The sequence below is a fragment of the Ignavibacteria bacterium genome (genome assembly GCA_013177855.1).
In the GTDB taxonomy this organism is placed as follows: domain Bacteria; phylum Bacteroidota; class Ignavibacteria; order Ch128b; family Ch128b; genus Ch128b.
In genome coordinates, this window is sequence record JABLYA010000001.1 from 1,041,793 (window position 1) to 1,060,756 (window position 18,964).

Here is an 18,964-nt window from a genome sequence, read left to right on the forward strand (position 1 = left end):
TTTTTAATTATTATTTTGTTATCAAATTATCACCCAAAGATATTCATTCAGATAAATCCTGTCGTAAACCTACAGCAGTCACCTACCTCCGCTTTTGTGACTGAATAAAAATCGATTGTAGATTTTATAATTAGAATAGCATAAGAGAAAACTAAACATAAATAAATTAGTAGTAAGTAGTAAGTAGAACTCAACCCTATAGAAATTTTTTAAACCAGAGAGGGATAAAATAGAGTGAATATTTATCCGAAGTCTCCTTCGGACTATTTTCGTTTTCATTGCTTACCTTTGTCTTAAATAAATATTAATAAAGCAAAATTTAAACGCAAGATGGTTTAGTAAAAAAAATGACATTTTAGAAGCCCAACAAATTAATTTACTAGTCGGGCTTCTAATTTATCTACCGCAGGTAGACAAGCTTCTTTGTTGAACTAAACGAACCTGAACGTAGTTGATACAAATACACTCCCTAACTCAATCCATACTTACTCGCATCGAATTCAATTTCATATACACCAGGTTGCTTTGGCTCATTGACGAGCGTTGCTAATTCTCTACCGAGTAAATCGAAAACTTTCAAGGTAACCAATCCTTTATATTTAATTGAATATTTTATTTTTGTTGATGGGTTGGATGGATTAGGGTAGTTTTGATGCAATTGATAAGACAATACTTTGCTTGGACTTAATGCTTTTTCCACTGGTGGTCCATATACTCTTGTAGAAGCCACATCAGACGGTACAGATTCTTTACTAGTATTATCTACCGCAGTTACTTTATACAAAACAATGCGTTTATTCGCAATTGGCAGACCGGATTACTCTAGCCAAGATTTCTTCTTTCCCATGAGTTTACCATATATGAGCAAACTTCGTATCCAGAAAACATCGCCCAGAATGCGTGGCCTTGGTTATTTTACGCAAAGCATTTTTTTAGTTATTGAACCTTTTGGAGTTGTTAAGCGATAAAAGTATATGCCCGATGAGAATCCGCTAGCATCAAATTTAATTGTGTAATTACCAGGTCTTAGCAGTTCGTTTTTAAGTACTTTTATTCTTTCACCCAAACAGTTATAAACACTTAATTCGACAAATTCTTCCCTTAGAATTGTAAAAGATATAGTGGTCGATGAATTAAATGGATTAGGGTAGTTCTGGTACAATTCAAATTTATCCGGTTTATTTTCTTTTTCGTCATCAACATTAACAATAATGCCAATGGTATCTCCATCTATTACGCAGCCGATCAATGTTTTATATTCTACTTCCCATCCCCACCAAATTAGTCCAAGTCCATCTGCAAGCTCATCAGTATACATCCATTCTGTCGTTGGGAATGTTGTATCCAAGTTTGCATGATATCTAATATCGGCGACAGTAGTCAGTTTACCCCAAAATGAAATTGGAAAAATATCAACTACATGAGCTGTAATTGGAAATGTCCCAGTATCGTATTGAACTCTCCACCATTGCCCTCGATGTGTTATCGGGAATTTGTAGATTAACCGGTCAGGGTATCCACCACCCGAAATAAGTATAATACTATCTTTTGCTGGGCTGACTTTATATAATTCGCCACTTACCCAAAAATATCTATATCCATTTTCATCAATCGAATCTTGCCATACTTGTATTCGACTTAACCTTCCATCATCATACATATACTGCCAGATATTACCAACGGCAAGGGGAAAAAAGTTCTGTGTTGTATCTATTTTAGCGAATAAAGTACTCGTTAATATTAATAGCGTTATTAAGCTTCTCATTTAATCAACTCCAAAAGGTTTTATACAATTTTACTGATTCAATCTATAACTGATTTTCTTTGCTCAAGTAAACCCTGTCGTAAACTCACAACAGGCATCCACCTTCCGTTTTTAATTTAAAAACTAACTGGACATTTTGTCTAAAGGTAAAAAACGAATTGAGCACAAGCAAGTTTGAAATAATGTGTAAACAGCAAAACGCAACAAGAATTCCACCCTAAAGAATTTTTTTAAACCGTAGCAGTAACCCCCGCAGTGTTTATATACTGCTTTTGTTTTCACTACTAACTTCTTCTTGCGGCAAGTATTAAAAAGGGAGAAATCAAAGCACAGGACAGTTGAGTAAAAAGGACATTTTAGAAGTCCAACTAATTAGTCTACTAGTCGGGCTTCTAATTTATCTACCGTAGGTAGACAAGCTTCTTTGTTGAACTAAACGAACCTGAACTTAGTTGATTCAACTAAAGGATCTGAATATGGTGCATCGATACCAAGAACAAATTCCAAAATATATTTCTCAAATCTTAACTCTTTCTCAAAACTAACTTAATTTTGTAATGAAATTCTCTAAAATCTTTTTCAATTTGTATACAAATTTATGAGGTTAGAGATGAAGTACTTGACCAAACTATTTCTTCTTCAAATTTTAATTCTCTCATTAAGTCTAAGTCTTTATGCTCAAAACAAACCTTATGTAATTCTTATCTCAATGGACGGTTTCAGATGGGATTACATCTATCGAGGCATTACTCCAAATCTTAATAAACTCAAAGATGAAGGCGTTCACGCTCTTTCACTTCGACCGTCGTTTCCATCAAAAACATTTCCAAATCATTATTCAATTATCACCGGAATGTATCCAGAAAATCATGGAATAATTTTTAACTCGTTCACAAATATTTTCACTGGAGAAACTTACCGAATTGGTGATACTATTACAACGCGTCAAAGCAAATGGTACAAAGGCGAAGCATTCTGGGAAACAGCAAATCGTCATAACATAAAAACAGCTAGCTTCTTCTGGGTCGGATCCGAGCAGGATGTAAGTTACAAACAACCAACTTATTTTCATCCCTACGATCAAAAAATTTCTTTCGAAGAAAGAGTTAACGGAGTTATCAAATGGCTGCAGCTTCCCGAAAATGAACGACCACAATTTATAACGCTGTATTTCGAGGAACCTGATTCAAAAGGACACTCCTTCGGACCAAACTCACCAGAAACAAACAAAGCCATTGCATTGGTTGATAGCATGCTCGGGCTTTTAATCAACAGCTTAAAGAAAATTGAAATGGAAGATAAAGTTAACATCATTGTTGTTTCCGATCACGGTATGACTGAAGTAAGTGATAAAAGAATTATCAAAATCGAAGAAATATTGAAAGACTATAAATGCAAATTTTATGGAATGGGCACATCAATTATGATTGACGCTGAACCCGATAAATTAAACGAAATTTATCAAGTGCTGAAAAAGAACGAAAAAAATTATCGCGTCTATACGAAAGAGAATATCCCCGAATACTTTCACTTTTCAGAGAATCCATTCATACTCCCAATAATTGTAATTGCTGAAACTGGCTGGACACTTGTGACAGATGAGTATTTCAAAAGAGGCAGAACTTACAGCGTTCGCGGTGATCATGGCTTTGATAATCATCATCTTGATATGCATGGAATTTTTATCGCAAAAGGTCCTGCTTTTAAGTCAGGCTACCAAACGGGAACCTTATGGAATGTTGATGTATATCCTTTACTGTGCAAAATCTTCAACATCACACCAAATAATCTAATTGATGGAGACATTAACAGAATTGGATTTATATTGAGGTAACAATGAAAAAAGTTTTAGCTTAGCAAAAGAGATAATCCGATACTTCACAATTACTTTTTATTTAATTCAAACAAATTTGGCGAATTGAATTCCAGTGAAAACTCTCTAATTCTTTTCTCGGCTAACTTTACATAACTTTTGTTGATTTCATAACCGACAAAGTTTCGTCCAGATTTTAAAGCAGCAATTGCAGTTTGCCCGCTTCCCATAAATGGATCAAGAATAACCTCATTTTCAAAAGTATAAAGTTGAATCAAACGATATGGCAGTTCAACCGGGAAAGGAGCAGGATGCCCAACTTTTGTAGCGGGTTCTGCAGCAAATGTCCACACACTCTTTGTAAATTCAAGAAATTCTTCTTTTGAAATTGTGCTTTTTCTCTCCAGGTTTTCTCTCGAGTAAGTCCCTTTAGAAAAAACTAAAATATACTCGTGAATATCTCTTAAAGTCGGATTTTTAGCAGATAACCAGCTGCCCCATGCTGTCGAAGGGCTCCCGCTCGATGCTTTATTCCAGATTATTTCACCGCGCATTAAAAATCCTAGATCAAGTATATCTTCAATTAAGAAAGCATGAAGTGGAATGTATGGCTTCCTTCCGAGATTGGCAATGTTGATACACATTCTACCACCGGGCACCAGTACTCTTTTTGTTTCTTTCCAAACTTTTTTTAGAAATTTTCTGTATTCTTCAAGAGTAAGATTTTCATCATACTCCTTACCTACATTATAAGGCGGAGAAGTAACCATCAAATGAACACTACTATCAGGAAGTTCGTCCATATTTTCACTTGATTTGCAAAAAATTGTATTTATCAATTCCTTAGAAATTGAATTTTCTACATAATCTACAATTTCTTCCTTAGGTAATCCTTCATACAATCTACTTGAATAAAAAGAGGTAGAATCGTGATTAATTCTGCCAGGCGAGCCAAAAGAACTGGTTTTTGTTCCATTTTTCCTTTTGTTCACATTCATTGCTCTTCACTCCACATATCAATCCATTCAACAAGACGCTCATCTTCAAAAATTTCTGTTACTCTGCTCGATATTTTTTATTCAAATTTTACAAGCAAAATAATCTAAGTTTTGATTTATGCAAATTCTTAAATCCGATTGCACTCAGTTTTATCTGAACTTTTATTCCGCCTCTGCTTATGCTCTCGCCATCTCAGTCACAGAGGACTGATTTTTCTTTCCAATCGAGACTTAAAAATAATACCATACATTTGTATGGTATTTTAATAATTATTTGGGAATTTGTCAAATGGGAGATGAAAAAGGGAATTGAAGAAATTTTGTAAGGAAATAAATGATAATCTTAGAGAGAGACCTTAAGGGATTAAATTAAATGCTGGATGAATAAAAAAACTTTCGAGCACCAAACCGATACTCGAGAACTTTTAAAAATTCCTAACAGAAAAATTATTAGGCTTAAAAGAATAAACTGGTCAATTAACTCTTCTTGAATTCTCTAATAATTCTCTCAACTTCTTCTTCGGAAATTCCTGAACCAAGAGTTCCCGTTTTTGGTCCTGTTGGATACTTTCCTTTTTCGTAAGTGTAAGTTTCCTTTAATGGCGGATTGCCTGCTCGAATTCTCATTCTTTCTTCAATTTCCTGAATCCAACCTGTAGATGGTTTATCTGAATGAGAATGAGATACAAAACTTGCCCCAGTAAAAGAATTCAAGCTTGCACCTGAGTCGGGATTCATTGGGTTGGTTTCGAAGGCAAGTTTTTTGTAATTAAGCAAATGCTTTGCTGTTACATTTTCTGAGATAATCGAGCCGCCCCAGGTTCCTGGACCAAGCGTCATCGATGGATAAAGTGCTGTCGTGTAACCAACAGCACCAAGTGCTGCAACTGTATTGACAAGAATTCTAAACGTTGGCTTCTCTAAAGCAAATTTCATAATTATATCTTTATCATTTGAATGAATAACCAGTGTGTGACCCAATCCGCCAAATTCAAGAATATCAATGCAACGATGACAGGCATTTAACCAACCTTCCTCTGTATAAAAAGCAAGAATAGGAGAAAGTTTTTCCATTGAGAGTGGTTCTTGTTTACCAACAGAATTTAATTCACAGATTAGAACTCTGGTATTTGGTGGAACATTGAAACCAGCCTTTTGAGCAATTACCGGAGCTGATCTTCCAACAATCTCTGGATTAATTCTTCCATCTCTAACAAGAACGGCTTCGAGCATTTTCTTTTCTTCAGCGTTAACAAAGTAACCGCCGTTTCTTTTACATTCTTCAATTACTTTTTCACGAATAGGTCTGTCACATACAATTGCTTGTTCAGACGAGCAAAGAACACCATTATCGAATGTTTTGCCTGTAAAAATGTCGGCAACAGCTTTTTTGATATTTGCTGTTCGTTCTATAAATGCTGGTACATTTCCTGGACCTACGCCATAAGCCGGCTTCCCGGCACTATATGCAGCTCTCACCATCTGACTGCTTCCCGTAGCCAGAATAATAGCGACATCCCGATGCTTCATCAATTCGTTTGTCCCTTCAAGAGTTGGGATGGAAAGACAATTTATCAGCCCTCTTGGAGCTCCTTCTTTTACTGCAGCTTCTTCTAAAATTTTTGCTGTTTCAAGTGTACATTTTGCTGCTGCTGGATGTGGTGACGCGACAATTGAATTCCGAGCTTTAACGGAGATCAAAGCTTTGTAAATCATTGTTGAAGTTGGATTCGTGGAAGGTATTAGAGCAGCCACAACTCCCATCGGCTCGGCAATTTCAATTATTTTTCCATTCTCATAAACATTTACTACACCAACCGTCTTTAAGTCTTTTATTGATTCATAAACAAATTTAGAACCAAAAATATTTTTTGTGATTTTATCCTGAACATTTCCGAAACCAGTTTCTTCAACTGCCATCTTTGCAAGTTTTTCTCTGGCCTCATACGCAGCATCTGCCATTGCCTTGACGATTTTATCAACTTGCGATTGTGTGTAGTGCTTAAATTCCAATTGAGCTTCTTTTGCTCTCTTGCAGAGATCTCTTACTTCTTGGATTGATTGCAAATCTTTATCCAGCTGCATTTTTTATCCTCAAAATTTATATGAAAAATTAAATTTATAACTAACAAAAGGCAAACTGATTTTCAATCAATTTGTTATTCAAAAATAAACAAATCATTAAAATAAGATTTATCTAACTGCTGGCTCGAGCAATGCAAATTTTTCTTTTTCTACATCAATCATTGCTCTTACGCCAATGGGTAAAGTAAATTTATTTTTTATGTGACCGAATGATAATCCATAAATCACTGGAATTCTGAGGAAACTCAATCTATCAACTAATACTTCTCGCAAAGTAAATGAATCTCTAAATGATGGATTTTCTTTTTTCACTTCACAGTTAGAGAATACTCCCATTACAACTGCTTTGCATTTCCCAATTTTCTTTGAATTTATTAGATGAGTTAACATCCTATCAATTCGATACGGTTCTTCACCAACTTCTTCAATGAAAATAATTTTGTTTTCAGGATTAAAATCGAATTCTGTCCCGAGCAGACTTATAAGAAGTGAAAGATTACCGCCGACTAAATTTCCTTCTGCTTTGCCAGATGAAATTTTAATTATCTCGTTTCCAATTGACGATATTTGCTTTTCGTTTTCATCGAGTGTTTCAGGTTCACTAATCAAATCGACATAATCGCTTGCTTCGAAAAGAATTTGCTTCATATAATTTTTTGTAAAATCATTGAATGTCGAGATTCCAACGGGTCCATGAAAAGTTATCAAGCCAGTCTTCACATAAATTGCAATTAATAAAGCAGTAATATCCGAATAGCCAATAATTACTTTAGGATTTTTTCGAATTAAATCATAGTTTATCAAATGAAGAATTCTTGGTGTTCCGTATCCACCTCGTGCACAAAAGATTCCGGCTATATCTTTTCGTGCAAACATTTCGTGTAAATCTTCAACTCTTTCCTGATCAGCTCCTGCAAGATATCCTGTCTTTTTGAACAAATTTTTTGATGGAACTGCTATTAGACCAATATTTTCTAAATTTACTTTGATCTTTTCGAAATCTTCTTCTGTTATAAAACTTGCAGGAGCGATTATTCCAACTCGCTCACCTTCTTTTAATCTTTTCGGTTTGATAGATCTTTTTTCTTTTGACTTCAATTTGCTTTGAGAAAATAAAAAAGGTTGAGTGTATGAACTCAACCCTGAAGCAAAAAACGTAAATGCTGATGCAGCTAAAAATTTCCTTCTATTCATTTTGATGCAAGAACTTCCTGTATGGCTTTGTCAAAAAATTCAAAATCTCTCATTCCAATTATAAATTTTTTCTCATTACCATTCTTATCAAAAATCACAGTGAGTGGAATTGCTCCTTCCCATTTAGGGAAAAAGCTTATTAACTCTTCGATACTTTTGAAATTTTGAATGTAGATTTTAAAGTTAACCTCATTCTTTTGTAAGAAGGGAATTACTTCCGAATTTAAATCACTCTTATCATCAACACTCAAACCAACTATATCAACCTTAGAATTTTTATACTTCTCAGCAAGTTTAACCAAGTCTGGAAATTCTTTCTTGCACGGCGGGCACCAGCTTGCCCAGATATTTAATAACAGGACTTTACCTTTTCGATTTTTGATTAACTTCTCGAGTTTTGCTTTATCAATCTCTTCAACTACAATTTTTTTTGAGTTTTGAGCAAATAAATTTAGACTAAAAATTAAAACTAAACTAAGAATGATTGCTATTTTATTTTTATTCATCTTCTACCCTCTTAATTGTACAACCAAATGCTTTTGTTTCTTTTACTGAGACTTCTTTGCCCGCTAAGATTTCATCGAGAGCTCTTCTAAGGTCCTCGCTTTTGACATTGTTAATTTTTCTTGAGTCATCAATCCTGCCATGATAGAGCAACTCGAAGTTGGAGCTTAAGATAAAAACTTCAGGCGTGTATGATGCTTTGAATTTATCCGCAATCTTATTGCCATAGTCTTTTAAGATGATGAAAGTAAGATTATTTTTCTTTGAATGCTCATTAATTTCTTCAACTGTTTCTTCCTTGTTTGAATTTATCCCAAGAAAAGCGATGCCTTTATTTTTATAATCCTGATAGATTTTTTCCATCCTCGAATTATAATCGTTTGATACCGGACATCTAGTCGATATAAAAATGATTACTATTGCTTTCGAACTTTTGAAATCGGATAATGAATAGGAATTTCCTTTATAATCTTTAAGAGTAAAATCTTCATAAACTTTTTTTTCTTTCTGGGAATAGGCAAGCGAGAAGAAAAAAAGTAAAAGAACTAAGATATAATTTTTCATATTTTCTCCTTTTTTTTATTTGCAACAAACCTATTTAATAAAAAATTTCATCAATAATTTTTTCACCTCTAATTAAATCGTCAAATGTTTCTCGTTCGCGAATTATATAAAACTTATCGTCATCAACCAGAACTTCAGCAACTCGTCTTCGCGAATTGTAATTTGAAGACATACAGAAGCCGTACGCTCCTGCAGACATAATTGCAATCAATTCATCTCTGTTTGTCTGGATAAATTCTCTGTTTTTTGCAAAAAAATCGCCTGTTTCACAAGCTGGTCCGACTATGTCGTAAGTCAATTTTTCTCTTTCAGATTGGACAACCGGAAGAATTTCATGATAAGCATTATACAATGCAGGACGCATTAAGTCGTTTACTGCAGCATCTACTACTAAAAAGTTTTTTTCTCGATGATTTTTTACATAAAGAGTTTTTGAGATAAGCGCTCCAGCATCGGCTGTTAAATACCTGCCAGGCTCAAAAATAATTTTACAATTTGATTTCTTAAGTTCATCTTTAATTGTATTTGCATATTCAAATACATCCGGTACTGGCTCGTCATTGTATTGGACTCCAAGTCCACCGCCGACATCAAAATGTTCTATTTGGATTCCTTCATCTCTCAACTTTTGTATTAATTCATTCATTACAATAATCGCTTCACGGAAAGCAGATACATCGGTAATTTGTGAACCGATGTGCATATCAATTCCAAGGATTTTAATATTTGGTAACCTTGATGCAATTTTGAAAGCATCTAAAGCAGCTTCCTGATCAATTCCAAATTTGCTTTCATATAATCCAGTAGTGATGTATGGATGAGTTTTAGGATTTACATTAGGATTTATTCTAATTGCAATGTTTGCAACTTTGTTTTGTTTTTTGGCAAGCTCATTAAGTAATTCAAGTTCCTGCAGCGATTCGATTTTGAAGAGAAAGATATTATTTTTTAAGCCCATTAAAATTTCTTCATCAGTCTTTCCAACACCAGTAAAAAGAATTTTTTCGGGTTTTGCACCAGCTTTTAAAGCTCGATATAATTCCCCACCAGAATTTACATCCAGTCCTGCACCTAATGAGCAAAACAATCTTATAATGTTAATATTCGAATTTGATTTTACTGCGTAATGAGTTTGATGTGGAATGTCTTCAAAAGCTTTTTCAAAATCACGAAATCGGTCAACCATTGTTTTTTTACTATAAACATAAAATGGAGTACCGATTGCCTCAGCTAATTGATTTAGATCTACATTTTCACAATAAAGAATTCCGTTTTTGTAATTAAAATTTTCGTGTCTCATTTTTTCTTTTAAAATTTGTCAAAAATAAAAAAGATTAAACAATTATTAAGAGTTGGAAATGAATAAATATATCGTTCAAAGAAGTCCGTTGAGAATTCCAACCAACGATGGAAAAACAATACTTGAACATTTTGGAGTTCCTTCAACTGGAACAGATGAATTTAGTTTTGCTCATATGATTGCCCCTCCCAAATGGAGCGAGCCTTTTCAATCGCCTGAATTCGATGAAATTACGTTTGTAATTCGTGGAAAAAAACAAATTGAAATCGATGATGAGAAAATAATTCTTAATGAGAATGAAAGTATTTTGGTAAGAAAAGGTACCAGAGTTCGTTATTCAAATCCATTTGATGAACCTGTTGAATATGTTTCAGTATGTATCCCTGCTTTTTCAATTGAAAAAGTTCACAGAGAAATTGAATAACTTTTGCACTTATCTTTTAATACCAAAAATGAAATTGTAAGACAAAGCTATTGTTTTTCTCAACTTTTGGATTTTCAAGATTAATTCTAAACTGTGGTTTAATCTCAACAAAACTATATGGATAAAAGTCAAATCCAATTATAACATGAGATGAATAGTTAGTCTTAATATTTAAGTCACTCACCGCTCTGTCATAGCGTGCAACAAGATCAAGACCATTTCTAATCCGGTAAGATATCTCCATCATCCAAAATTGAGAATCAACGTTTTGTGAAACATAATTTGATGCATTAACAAATTCAGTTAAAAGGGAAAAACGTCTGAAACCCAACCCAGCAAAAACACTTAACAGATCAAATTTATTAGTAAAGTTTCTAAAAATACCATATGAACTACCAAACAAAAAGTTTACATTATATAACTCTGGCGTTAATTCAATTCTACCAATGTAAGATAAATCACTCCGAAAAGGAGATTTGTCCTGACCTGCGCTTAAGGTAATAAAAGAATAATCTGTTGGGAAAAAGCCCGCTTCAATACCAGTCTGAAAATAACCTGATTCAAATATCAATCCCTGTGAGGTAGATGAGCTCAAAAGCCCTGCATCTCCACTTCGTGTGTAAGCAGTATGATCATCTAAATGAACACCGAAACTTGGATAGAATGAACCTATTTTAATGTAACCCTCCTTCTGCAAAATGTTTAATATTCCGTAACCCTGAAAGTAACCTCGATACAAATCGTAAGTTGAAATAAAATTTAGCTTATCAGTTAATTCAAAATTCGAATAAACACTTCCAGCCATTTTGTGGAAATCTGTTTTTTTCAATTCTTGAGAGTATAGATATTGAAAACGAAAATCAAAACCAAGAGTTAAGTTTTCAGATAATTTATTGGTTGTAGTAGTTGTATTTGATCTCAAGAGAGTTAAATTATTTTTACCATAAGTCCAACCATCTTTATTTCTTATTATTCCACCAGTTGGATTAAAATGACAATCTTTACATTGATTACCCCGCATCAATGCAAATCTCGGAACAGAAAACAATTCAATTGAAAAAATAAAAAAGATGATTAAATAAATTTTTCTCATAATAACTCCGTTTTACTGTATAATAAAGGAATGGATAAATTTTTACAATGACTAATAATTCCGCATTAGATATTTTTATAAAAAAGCGGAGTAAAAATGAGCATATATCAACTTTATCCAATTATCCTTTTGTTTCATATACTTTCTGCCATCATTTGGCTTGGATTTTTCCCTGTCGAAATTTCTGTATTCAGATCGCTAAAAAAAGAGCACGACCAAACCAATAAAAATTTGCTTTTAACTAAACTTCTCTCGTTAACGAACTTAACAGGAATGATTGGCTCAATCGGAATTTTATTTACGGGAATTATATTGGTTTTAATTTCACCTTTTTATCATTTTTTTGAAATTAAAGCAAACCACTGGTTAACAACAAAGCAAGTTATTATTCTTATCATTCTCATTATCACTTTTACAGCTATAATCCCGATATCTCGAAAAATCAAAAATTCAGTCGATAAAGCTTTTGATGAAAAATCATTTAGAAAATTTGTGAGATGGGCATACACTGAAAAAATTTTGGTTTTAATAAATTTTCTTCTTGCATTCTTTCACAGATACTATTTCTGAAAGATTACTTGAAAAATCATTTGTCGTATCTCGAATTCAAAATATCAAACAAAGTTAAAAAAGTTAGAGCCCGTGCAGGCAAACGGGCTCTATTGAATAAGAGAGTAGAGAGCTGAGGTGGGAAACTTGAAAACTCTTATGGAATTACGATCATTAAAACAAGCAATATGATCAATAAAGCTGTATAAACTAACAGCTCTTTAATCTCTTTATTATTTTTTAATGTTGTCTCTTTCATTTGTCACCTCTTTAATTCTGATGCAAACATAACTTTTGCAACTTTTAGAGTAAGTCGGCACAAACCGAATTAATTGTAAGTTTTTCCTTGCAATGAAATAATAGGATAGATTAACAAAAGAGTGGTGAAAAATCTAAACCGAGTAGAGCTTAAACCTAATCACATTTTTTTAGTTTATGAATAAAATTAAGCATCAATTTCTATATTATGTTCTATACAATACCGAACCAAATCGGAATTACTATCTAAGCCCAATTTTTTCAATACTCTTCCACGGTAAGTTGTTACTGTTTTTTCACTGATTTTCAAATAATTAGCAATTTCTTTTGATCTCCAGCCTTTTGCGATTAATTTCATAACCTGAAATTCTCTATCAGAAAGTTTTAAATGAGGTTCTTCTAATTTTCCTTTTCCTTTGATTACTCTTTCTTTCAAAGCTTCACTCATTAATTTTTTGCCGGAAGCAATATCTTTTATTGCCTGAAGCACTTCCATTGGTGTTGTCTTTTTTGTCAGATATCCACTGGCACCCGCTTGAAGGACTCGCTGTTCATATTGCTCTTCAGGATGCATACTAAAGATTAAAACCGGTAAATCAGGGAACTCACTTTTAATTTGTTTTAAACAGTCAAGACCGCTCATCTCGGGCATTGACATATCTAAAATTACTACATCAATATTTTTTGACCTTACCATCTGGAGTGCTTCAATGCCATTTTCAGCTTCAGCTACAATTTTTAATTCTGGATCATTTTCAACCATTTTTCTAAATCCTTCACGCACAACAGCGTGATCGTCAGCAATTAGAATTTTGATCATTTTTTCGCTCCATTAATTGGTATTGTTAATGTGACTTTCGTTCCTTTTTTATTTTTTGATTCAATGTTTAATTCGCCTTTAATTGAATAAGCTCTTTCTTTCATTCCAATTATTCCAATAGATTTAGGATCTGAAAATTTCTCTTCTGGAATACCTATACCATTATCTTTGATGATCATTTTAAACTCACCATTTTGTAAACCTAAGTCAATGGAGACTTTGGTCGCTTCTGAATGTCGAGCAACATTTGTTAATGCTTCTTGCAATATCCTGTAAATAACAGTTGATTCAGATTTTGAGAATTCTAAATCATGAACTTTCTTTCTCAGAGTTGTTTTAATCCCAGTTCTTTTCTGAAAAGCTGAAACTTCCCACTCAATTGTTGGGATGAGACCAAGATGATCAAGAATTGCTGGCCGCAGTTCAGAAGAAATTCTTTGAACTGATTCAATCAACTGATCAATTAATTTATTTATACCATCTAATCTTTCCTCAATTGATTTTTTTGTCCAGTTACGCATTGTTCGAATTGATGATACTTCGAAATAAAGAGCAGTTAACTGCTGTCCGAGATGGTCATGTATATCTTGGGCAATCTTTGCTCTTTCTTCTTCTCTTATTGTTTGCAAATGTAAAGCCAATCGTCTGTATTTTTCTTCTGATACTTTAATTTTTCTTTCATATTCTTTTTGTTCTGATATGTCTCTAAAAATACTTAATAAAACTCTCTTGCCATCATGAAATTCAATAAATGAATTTGAAATTTCAACCGGTATTTCTTCTCCATTCCACAATTTTATGGTTGTAATCTGTCGAGTTGGAATTTGGTTATTTAATAAATTTTCTCTGAATTTTTTTATCTCCACTTCGTTACTTTCATTATAACAAATATTATAAGGCTCACCGATTAATTTTTCATAAGGCATCTGAACTAATTCACAAAATGTGCGGTTGACCAATTTAATTTTTGCATCTTCATCAACTAACCTCATTCCATCAGCTGAATTTTCCCAAACATTTCTAAACATCTCTTCATTTTGAATAAGAGCAAGTTCAGTAATTTTATTTTGAGTGATATCTTCACCAATGCTCGATAATCCAATGACTTCGCCTTTCTCATCGATAATTGGGGAGACAGTAAGATTAACCCAGAGTTGTTTGCCATTTTTATGATAGAACAAAACCTCTGTTGATTGTGTTCTTTTCTGTTCCTTAGCAATTAGACTAATATTATATAATTTTGACCTTGTAACCTGATCTTCTTCTTTAACAACAATACCAACAACTTTTTTACCAATTACTTCTGAAGCTTTATAGCCAAATAAATTTTCAGCACCTGAATTCCAGTATTTAATTACTCCCGATAGATCTACAGTTATTATTGAAATTGTAATTGAGCTTTCTAAAATACTAGATAAAAATATATTAGTCTCCTGCAGTTGCTTTTCAAATTGCATTAATCCAATAAGACCACCAATTGAACCAGCAGCAGTTTTTAGAACTGATTTTTCAGTCTCAGTCCATTCTCTTTCATTTGTGCAATCATCGAATCCAATAAATCCCCAGAAATGTTTACCAATGTAAATTGGGATAACTAAGATGGACTTTATGTTTTGTGGTTCAAGAATTTCTCTTTCTGCTTCAGACATATTTTTAACTACACCAGAATAGATGCGGCCATTTTGAATGTGATGAAAAAGAGGTTGGGCATAAGGATGAGAATAAGGTAAATTTTGTAAAAGCGGATTATCAATTTGTGGTTCTATGCCTTCTCGGCACCATTCAAACTTTTGACTCATTAAAAGCTCACCTGTAACTGGATCGTTATGATTTTCGAAAACATAAACTCTATCCACTTCCGTTGCCTCTCCCAGGATTCTCAGGACTTCATTTATCGCAACTTTATGATCTGGATGTACAAGTAAAAAGATTGAAGCATCAGCAACAGCAGAAAGCAAAGCATCTTTTCTTTTAAGTTCTAATTCAGCTTTTATTCTTTCCGTTACATCTCTGGCTATTCCTCTTATTGCACTCGTTAGATTAAACTCTTTTGCTATAGTGTTTTGATACTCAAAAATTCGTTCACGCCCATTCCTATCTTTTAGTTTAATAGTTCCAATTACAGAATTTTCATTGTCAAGTGAATGAATGTATTTGTAAAAAACATCATTAGGAATTTTGAATACATCCTGAAATTTCTGACCAATTATTTCATCGCTTCCATACCCGAGCAGCTTTTTAACAGCTTGATTTATTTTAAGAATTGTCCCATCAAATTGATGAATATAAACGAGATCTGAAACATTATCGAACAGATCGGCATACATTCTTTCCGATTTACGGAGCTCGTTATATTTCTCCTGTTGAACGCGCAGTAATTTCTTATTGCTAATTAAAACACTAACTATAATAAGTCCAATAAGAGTCAGCAGGACGATTATCCCAGCTAAAATCAGCCACCAGATTTCGTTTGATATCTCTGCCATATAAATGATAAAGTAAAAATTGACCAGAGTAATACAAGCAAAATATTATGAACTATCCAGATACTAAACTCATTGCTTAGTGCAAAGACAAACAAATTACCGCCAAAGTAAATCATAAAACCAATTGTCAATAAAAATCTGTAATCACGAATCTTAATAATCAAATTATCAGACAAATATTCTGTTAAATAAATTGATGATTGAATTAGCAATAAAATACTTTCCAATGTAAGCGTATAATTGTCAATCTTATCAATCGGTTCAAGAAACATTTTATTCAAAATTACACCACCTAAAAATACACCAATTATAATTTGTATAATCTTCTTAAAATATTTTTTTTGAGTTAAATAATAGAAATACGAACTAATAAGTAAATATTCAATTATCGTGTAAATGTGGAATAATGGAACGCTAGGTTTTTTATTAAAGACCAAAATTATATCCGTAAGATTAAAAATAAACCCTATTCCTAATAAAATTGAGATAATCTTTAAACTTTTGTCGAGATATTTAAAATTTAAAATTGAAACGGTAAAAGGTATCAATATTAGTAACGAAATAATAAGAAAAATGTAATTCATTTGTCAGCTTATTTTTGATTTAATTCAGAATCAGACCAGCAATATGGCGGACAGGGCCAGACTCTTTCGAGAATTACTCCTTCGGTTAAATCTCGACCTTCCTCAGTAACCCCAACCAGTACGAGTTCAGGTTTACCATCATCTGACTCGGCGTAATAAATCCTAACTCCGACACAATTCTCCTGATCAAGTAATTTTTGAAGAGCTTCTTTCCCTACATAATGTGCCCTGACTTCATCACCTTTTAGTTTTGATTGAAAATTAGATGTAAGTTTTTTCGCTTCTTCAAGAGAAATTATGTGATCCTCTTTCCCGGTAAAGACTGCCATTATTGTACCTCCAATTTTTTTGTTAATATTTTTTATTTAATTCAATTTAAAAGTATAAATCCAATAAATTAAATTCAAAATCATGTGAATAGCATCTGGTATTATCTTTAAAAGAAACACAGGTCGAAAGAAAAAAATTTTCAAACGTATTTTTAATAAAGCCTTTTAATTTTAAGCGTTATAAAGAATAACTCTAAAAGCCGCCCCTCAAATTTCAATCAATCTTTTAAGTTCTCTTCGTGCTTGTCCAGAACAGCAAGTTCTGTTTGAAGAAATTCACGTATCTTTATTTCAAGATCGCGTTTAAGTTTTTCGAGCTCCTGAACTTTTTTCTTTGCATCAAAAATTAGTTCGTTAGCTTTCACTTCAGCTTCTTTTTTTAAGATTTCAGCTTCTCGTTTTGCATCGAGAACATTCTGTTCATAAAATTTTATTTTTTCATCAGCCCTAACCAGTTCTTTTGAAAGAAAAATATTTTGCCAGATTAATACTCCCAATACACCAAACATAGAAGCTAAACCAACTTTTAAAATTTGAAGCGCGACATTAGCAAGAGAAGCATTTTCGAATTGAAAGGAACCTGGTTTAATCAGAACAATGAGTGACGATATTAATGAGATTGCTAAAAATGTCAGAAAAACTATCCATAATGATTTCTTCAATCCAAATAAATATGAAATAATAAATCCCAGACATCCAGCGAAAAACATCACAACAAACCAATAACCAAATCCATAAGGATAAAAGGTGATTACTTTGGTCTCACCAAAATTGGCGAAAAAAATGATTGCAGCATAGAAAAATACTGCTAACCAATAATAAAATGGTTTATTCATATTAAATTCTTTCAATGAGTTTTTTCATCAGCAAAGTCATTTTTGGTTCTGACTTGCTTGCAACTTCAATAACTTCTTCAACAGTCAATGGTTGAAGATTATCTGGATCGCATAAATCAGTTATGATGGTCATACCGAAACATTTCATTCCCATATGATTTGCAACAATATTTTCTGGAACAGTTGACATTCCAACTGCATCGGCACCAATTATTCTTAAAAATCTGTACTCAGCTCGTGTTTCCAAATTCGGACCTGTTAAAGCTACATAAACGCCTTTTCTAACTTTTATATTTTCTTCTTGAGCAATTTTTTCTGCAAGAGCAATCAATTCCTTTGAGTATGGTTCAGACATATCGGGAAATCTTGGACCAAGTTCCTCATCGTTTGGACCAATAAGAGGATTATCACCGAGCAGATTTATGTGATCTGTCATTATCATTAAGTCACCACGTTCAAATTCAGGATTTAATCCACCACCAGCATTTGAAATAAAGAGCGTTTCAACTCCAAGTCCAACTTTGTATGACATAACTCTAACAGGAAAAGTAATTTGCTGCATTGTGTAACCTTCGTAATAATGAAATCTACCCTGCATTGCTACAACTTCTTTTCCACCAATTCGACCAAAAATTAATTTGCCATGATGGGATTCAACCGTTGAAACAGGGAAATGCGGAATTTCTTCATAATCAATTACGACTTCCTGATCAATCTCTTTAACGAGTCCACCGAGACCGGTTCCTAAAATTATTCCTATTTTTGGTCTCATTTGAGTTTTTGTTCTGATGTAATTTACTGCTTCGTTTATTTTGTTTCTTAATTCTGTCATCATACAATCCTTGTAATTATTGATTCGACATCAATTGATTTATTTTTTTCTTCCTGTGATTGTTTTTGAGTTGTTTTGTTGTTTTCTGTCAGGATATTTAGTAATTGAATTTGTGCGTTGATAATTGCTTTGAGTCGAGTTATGAGAGTTCTTTTTCTCTCTTCGAGTTCCTGAACAGAATTTTGAATTGCTCTGGCTTCTTCCTGTGCTTTATCAATTATCTGTTTTGCTTTTAGTTCAGCTTCTTTAATCAGCAAAACTGCCTGTCTCTTTGATGCTTCCATTGCACGATTTGAAGTTTCTTGAGCTGCTAATAAAGTTTGTTGCAAACCCTTTTCTATCTGTTGATAATCTTGAAGTTTTTTTTGCAACTGAGTTACTTTTGCAGTCAACTCTTCATTTTGCTTTAATAATTGATCAAATTCATCGGCAATGATTTCAAGGAATGTATTGACTTCATCAGGGTCATAACCACGAATGTTTCGTTTGAATTCCTGTCGTTTTATACTGAGAGGTGTAATTTTCATTGC

The 18,964-nt window shown here is 33.1% G+C and carries 19 protein-coding genes; 3 read left to right on the forward strand and 16 right to left on the reverse strand.

The window, feature by feature from the left end; translation table 11 throughout:
* Nucleotides 1–469: 469 nt before the first annotated feature.
* Both HPY57_04375 and HPY57_04380 read right to left on the reverse strand, forming a co-directional pair.
* Entirely contained in the window at nt 470–784 is a 315-nt protein-coding gene (locus HPY57_04375) for a hypothetical protein (GenBank protein NPV11009.1), read from the reverse strand.
* Nucleotides 785–910: 126 nt separating this feature from the next.
* Entirely contained in the window at nt 911–1,765 is an 855-nt protein-coding gene (locus HPY57_04380; protein NPV11010.1) for a T9SS type A sorting domain-containing protein, read from the reverse strand.
* A 610-nt stretch (nt 1,766–2,375) separates the two neighbouring features.
* On the opposite strand from HPY57_04380, the gene HPY57_04385 reads away from it, so the two are divergent.
* A complete protein-coding gene (locus tag HPY57_04385; GenBank protein ID NPV11011.1) occupies nt 2,376–3,599 on the forward strand; it encodes an alkaline phosphatase family protein in 1,224 nt (407 codons plus the stop codon).
* A gap of 50 nt (nt 3,600–3,649) precedes the next feature.
* Here the strand turns inward: HPY57_04385 and HPY57_04390 are convergent, their stop codons facing one another.
* The 6 genes from HPY57_04390 to lysA form a co-directional block, all read right to left on the reverse strand.
* Nucleotides 3,650–4,576: a site-specific DNA-methyltransferase gene (locus HPY57_04390; GenBank protein ID NPV11012.1), complete on the reverse strand. Its 927-nt coding sequence runs from the start codon at nt 4,574–4,576 to the stop codon at nt 3,650–3,652.
* 477 nt (nt 4,577–5,053) lie between these two features.
* Entirely contained in the window at nt 5,054–6,661 is a 1,608-nt protein-coding gene (locus HPY57_04395; protein ID NPV11013.1) for an acetaldehyde dehydrogenase (acetylating), read from the reverse strand.
* Between the two features lie 108 nt (nt 6,662–6,769).
* Nucleotides 6,770–7,855 carry an LD-carboxypeptidase gene (locus HPY57_04400; GenBank protein NPV11014.1) on the reverse strand — a complete coding sequence of 362 codons (1,086 nt, stop codon included), beginning with the start codon at nt 7,853–7,855 and terminating at the stop codon, nt 6,770–6,772.
* On the reverse strand, nt 7,852–8,361 hold the full coding sequence (locus HPY57_04405) for a TlpA family protein disulfide reductase (protein NPV11015.1): 510 nt from the start codon (nt 8,359–8,361) through the stop codon (nt 7,852–7,854). Before HPY57_04405 ends, HPY57_04400 begins: the two co-directional genes overlap by 4 nt.
* On the reverse strand, nt 8,354–8,923 hold the full coding sequence (locus HPY57_04410; GenBank protein NPV11016.1) for a thioredoxin family protein: 570 nt from the start codon (nt 8,921–8,923) through the stop codon (nt 8,354–8,356). Before HPY57_04410 ends, HPY57_04405 begins: the two co-directional genes overlap by 8 nt.
* A 34-nt stretch (nt 8,924–8,957) precedes the next feature.
* On the reverse strand, nt 8,958–10,223 hold the full coding sequence (gene lysA, locus HPY57_04415; GenBank protein ID NPV11017.1) for a diaminopimelate decarboxylase: 1,266 nt from the start codon (nt 10,221–10,223) through the stop codon (nt 8,958–8,960).
* 58 nt (nt 10,224–10,281) lie between these two features.
* Here lysA and HPY57_04420 point away from each other — a divergent pair, with 58 nt between their 5' ends.
* Nucleotides 10,282–10,647, forward strand: a complete 366-nt coding sequence (locus HPY57_04420) for a cupin domain-containing protein (GenBank protein ID NPV11018.1) — start codon at nt 10,282–10,284, stop codon at nt 10,645–10,647.
* A 16-nt stretch (nt 10,648–10,663) separates the two neighbouring features.
* On the opposite strand, the gene HPY57_04425 is transcribed toward HPY57_04420, so the two are convergent.
* On the reverse strand, nt 10,664–11,740 hold the full coding sequence (locus HPY57_04425; GenBank protein ID NPV11019.1) for a hypothetical protein: 1,077 nt from the start codon (nt 11,738–11,740) through the stop codon (nt 10,664–10,666).
* A gap of 96 nt (nt 11,741–11,836) precedes the next feature.
* Here HPY57_04425 and HPY57_04430 point away from each other — a divergent pair, with 96 nt between their 5' ends.
* Nucleotides 11,837–12,310: a hypothetical protein gene (locus HPY57_04430; protein NPV11020.1), complete on the forward strand. Its 474-nt coding sequence runs from the start codon at nt 11,837–11,839 to the stop codon at nt 12,308–12,310.
* A 424-nt stretch (nt 12,311–12,734) separates the two neighbouring features.
* Here HPY57_04430 and HPY57_04435 read toward each other — a convergent pair whose 3' ends face one another.
* From HPY57_04435 to HPY57_04465, 7 genes are all read right to left on the reverse strand, one after another.
* A complete protein-coding gene (locus HPY57_04435) occupies nt 12,735–13,367 on the reverse strand; it encodes a response regulator transcription factor (GenBank protein NPV11021.1) in 633 nt (210 codons plus the stop codon).
* Nucleotides 13,364–15,853 (reverse strand): PAS domain S-box protein, encoded by a 2,490-nt coding sequence (locus tag HPY57_04440; GenBank protein ID NPV11022.1) that lies wholly within the window; start codon nt 15,851–15,853, stop codon nt 13,364–13,366. The genes HPY57_04435 and HPY57_04440 overlap by 4 nt, the downstream gene beginning before the upstream one ends.
* The gene (locus HPY57_04445; protein NPV11023.1) at nt 15,820–16,290 is read right to left on the reverse strand and encodes a hypothetical protein; all 471 of its coding nucleotides are present in this window, start codon (nt 16,288–16,290) and stop codon (nt 15,820–15,822) included. Before HPY57_04445 ends, HPY57_04440 begins: the two co-directional genes overlap by 34 nt.
* 155 nt (nt 16,291–16,445) lie before the next feature.
* Nucleotides 16,446–16,766, reverse strand: a complete 321-nt coding sequence (locus tag HPY57_04450; protein ID NPV11024.1) for a hypothetical protein — start codon at nt 16,764–16,766, stop codon at nt 16,446–16,448.
* A gap of 218 nt (nt 16,767–16,984) precedes the next feature.
* Nucleotides 16,985–17,602 (reverse strand): hypothetical protein, encoded by a 618-nt coding sequence (locus HPY57_04455; protein NPV11025.1) that lies wholly within the window; start codon nt 17,600–17,602, stop codon nt 16,985–16,987.
* 1 nt (nt 17,603) lies between these two features.
* The gene (locus HPY57_04460) at nt 17,604–18,434 is read right to left on the reverse strand and encodes a purine-nucleoside phosphorylase (protein ID NPV11026.1); all 831 of its coding nucleotides are present in this window, start codon (nt 18,432–18,434) and stop codon (nt 17,604–17,606) included.
* On the reverse strand, nt 18,434–18,961 hold the full coding sequence (locus HPY57_04465) for a DivIVA domain-containing protein (GenBank protein NPV11027.1): 528 nt from the start codon (nt 18,959–18,961) through the stop codon (nt 18,434–18,436). The genes HPY57_04460 and HPY57_04465 overlap by 1 nt, the downstream gene beginning before the upstream one ends.
* Nucleotides 18,962–18,964 lie beyond the last annotated feature (3 nt).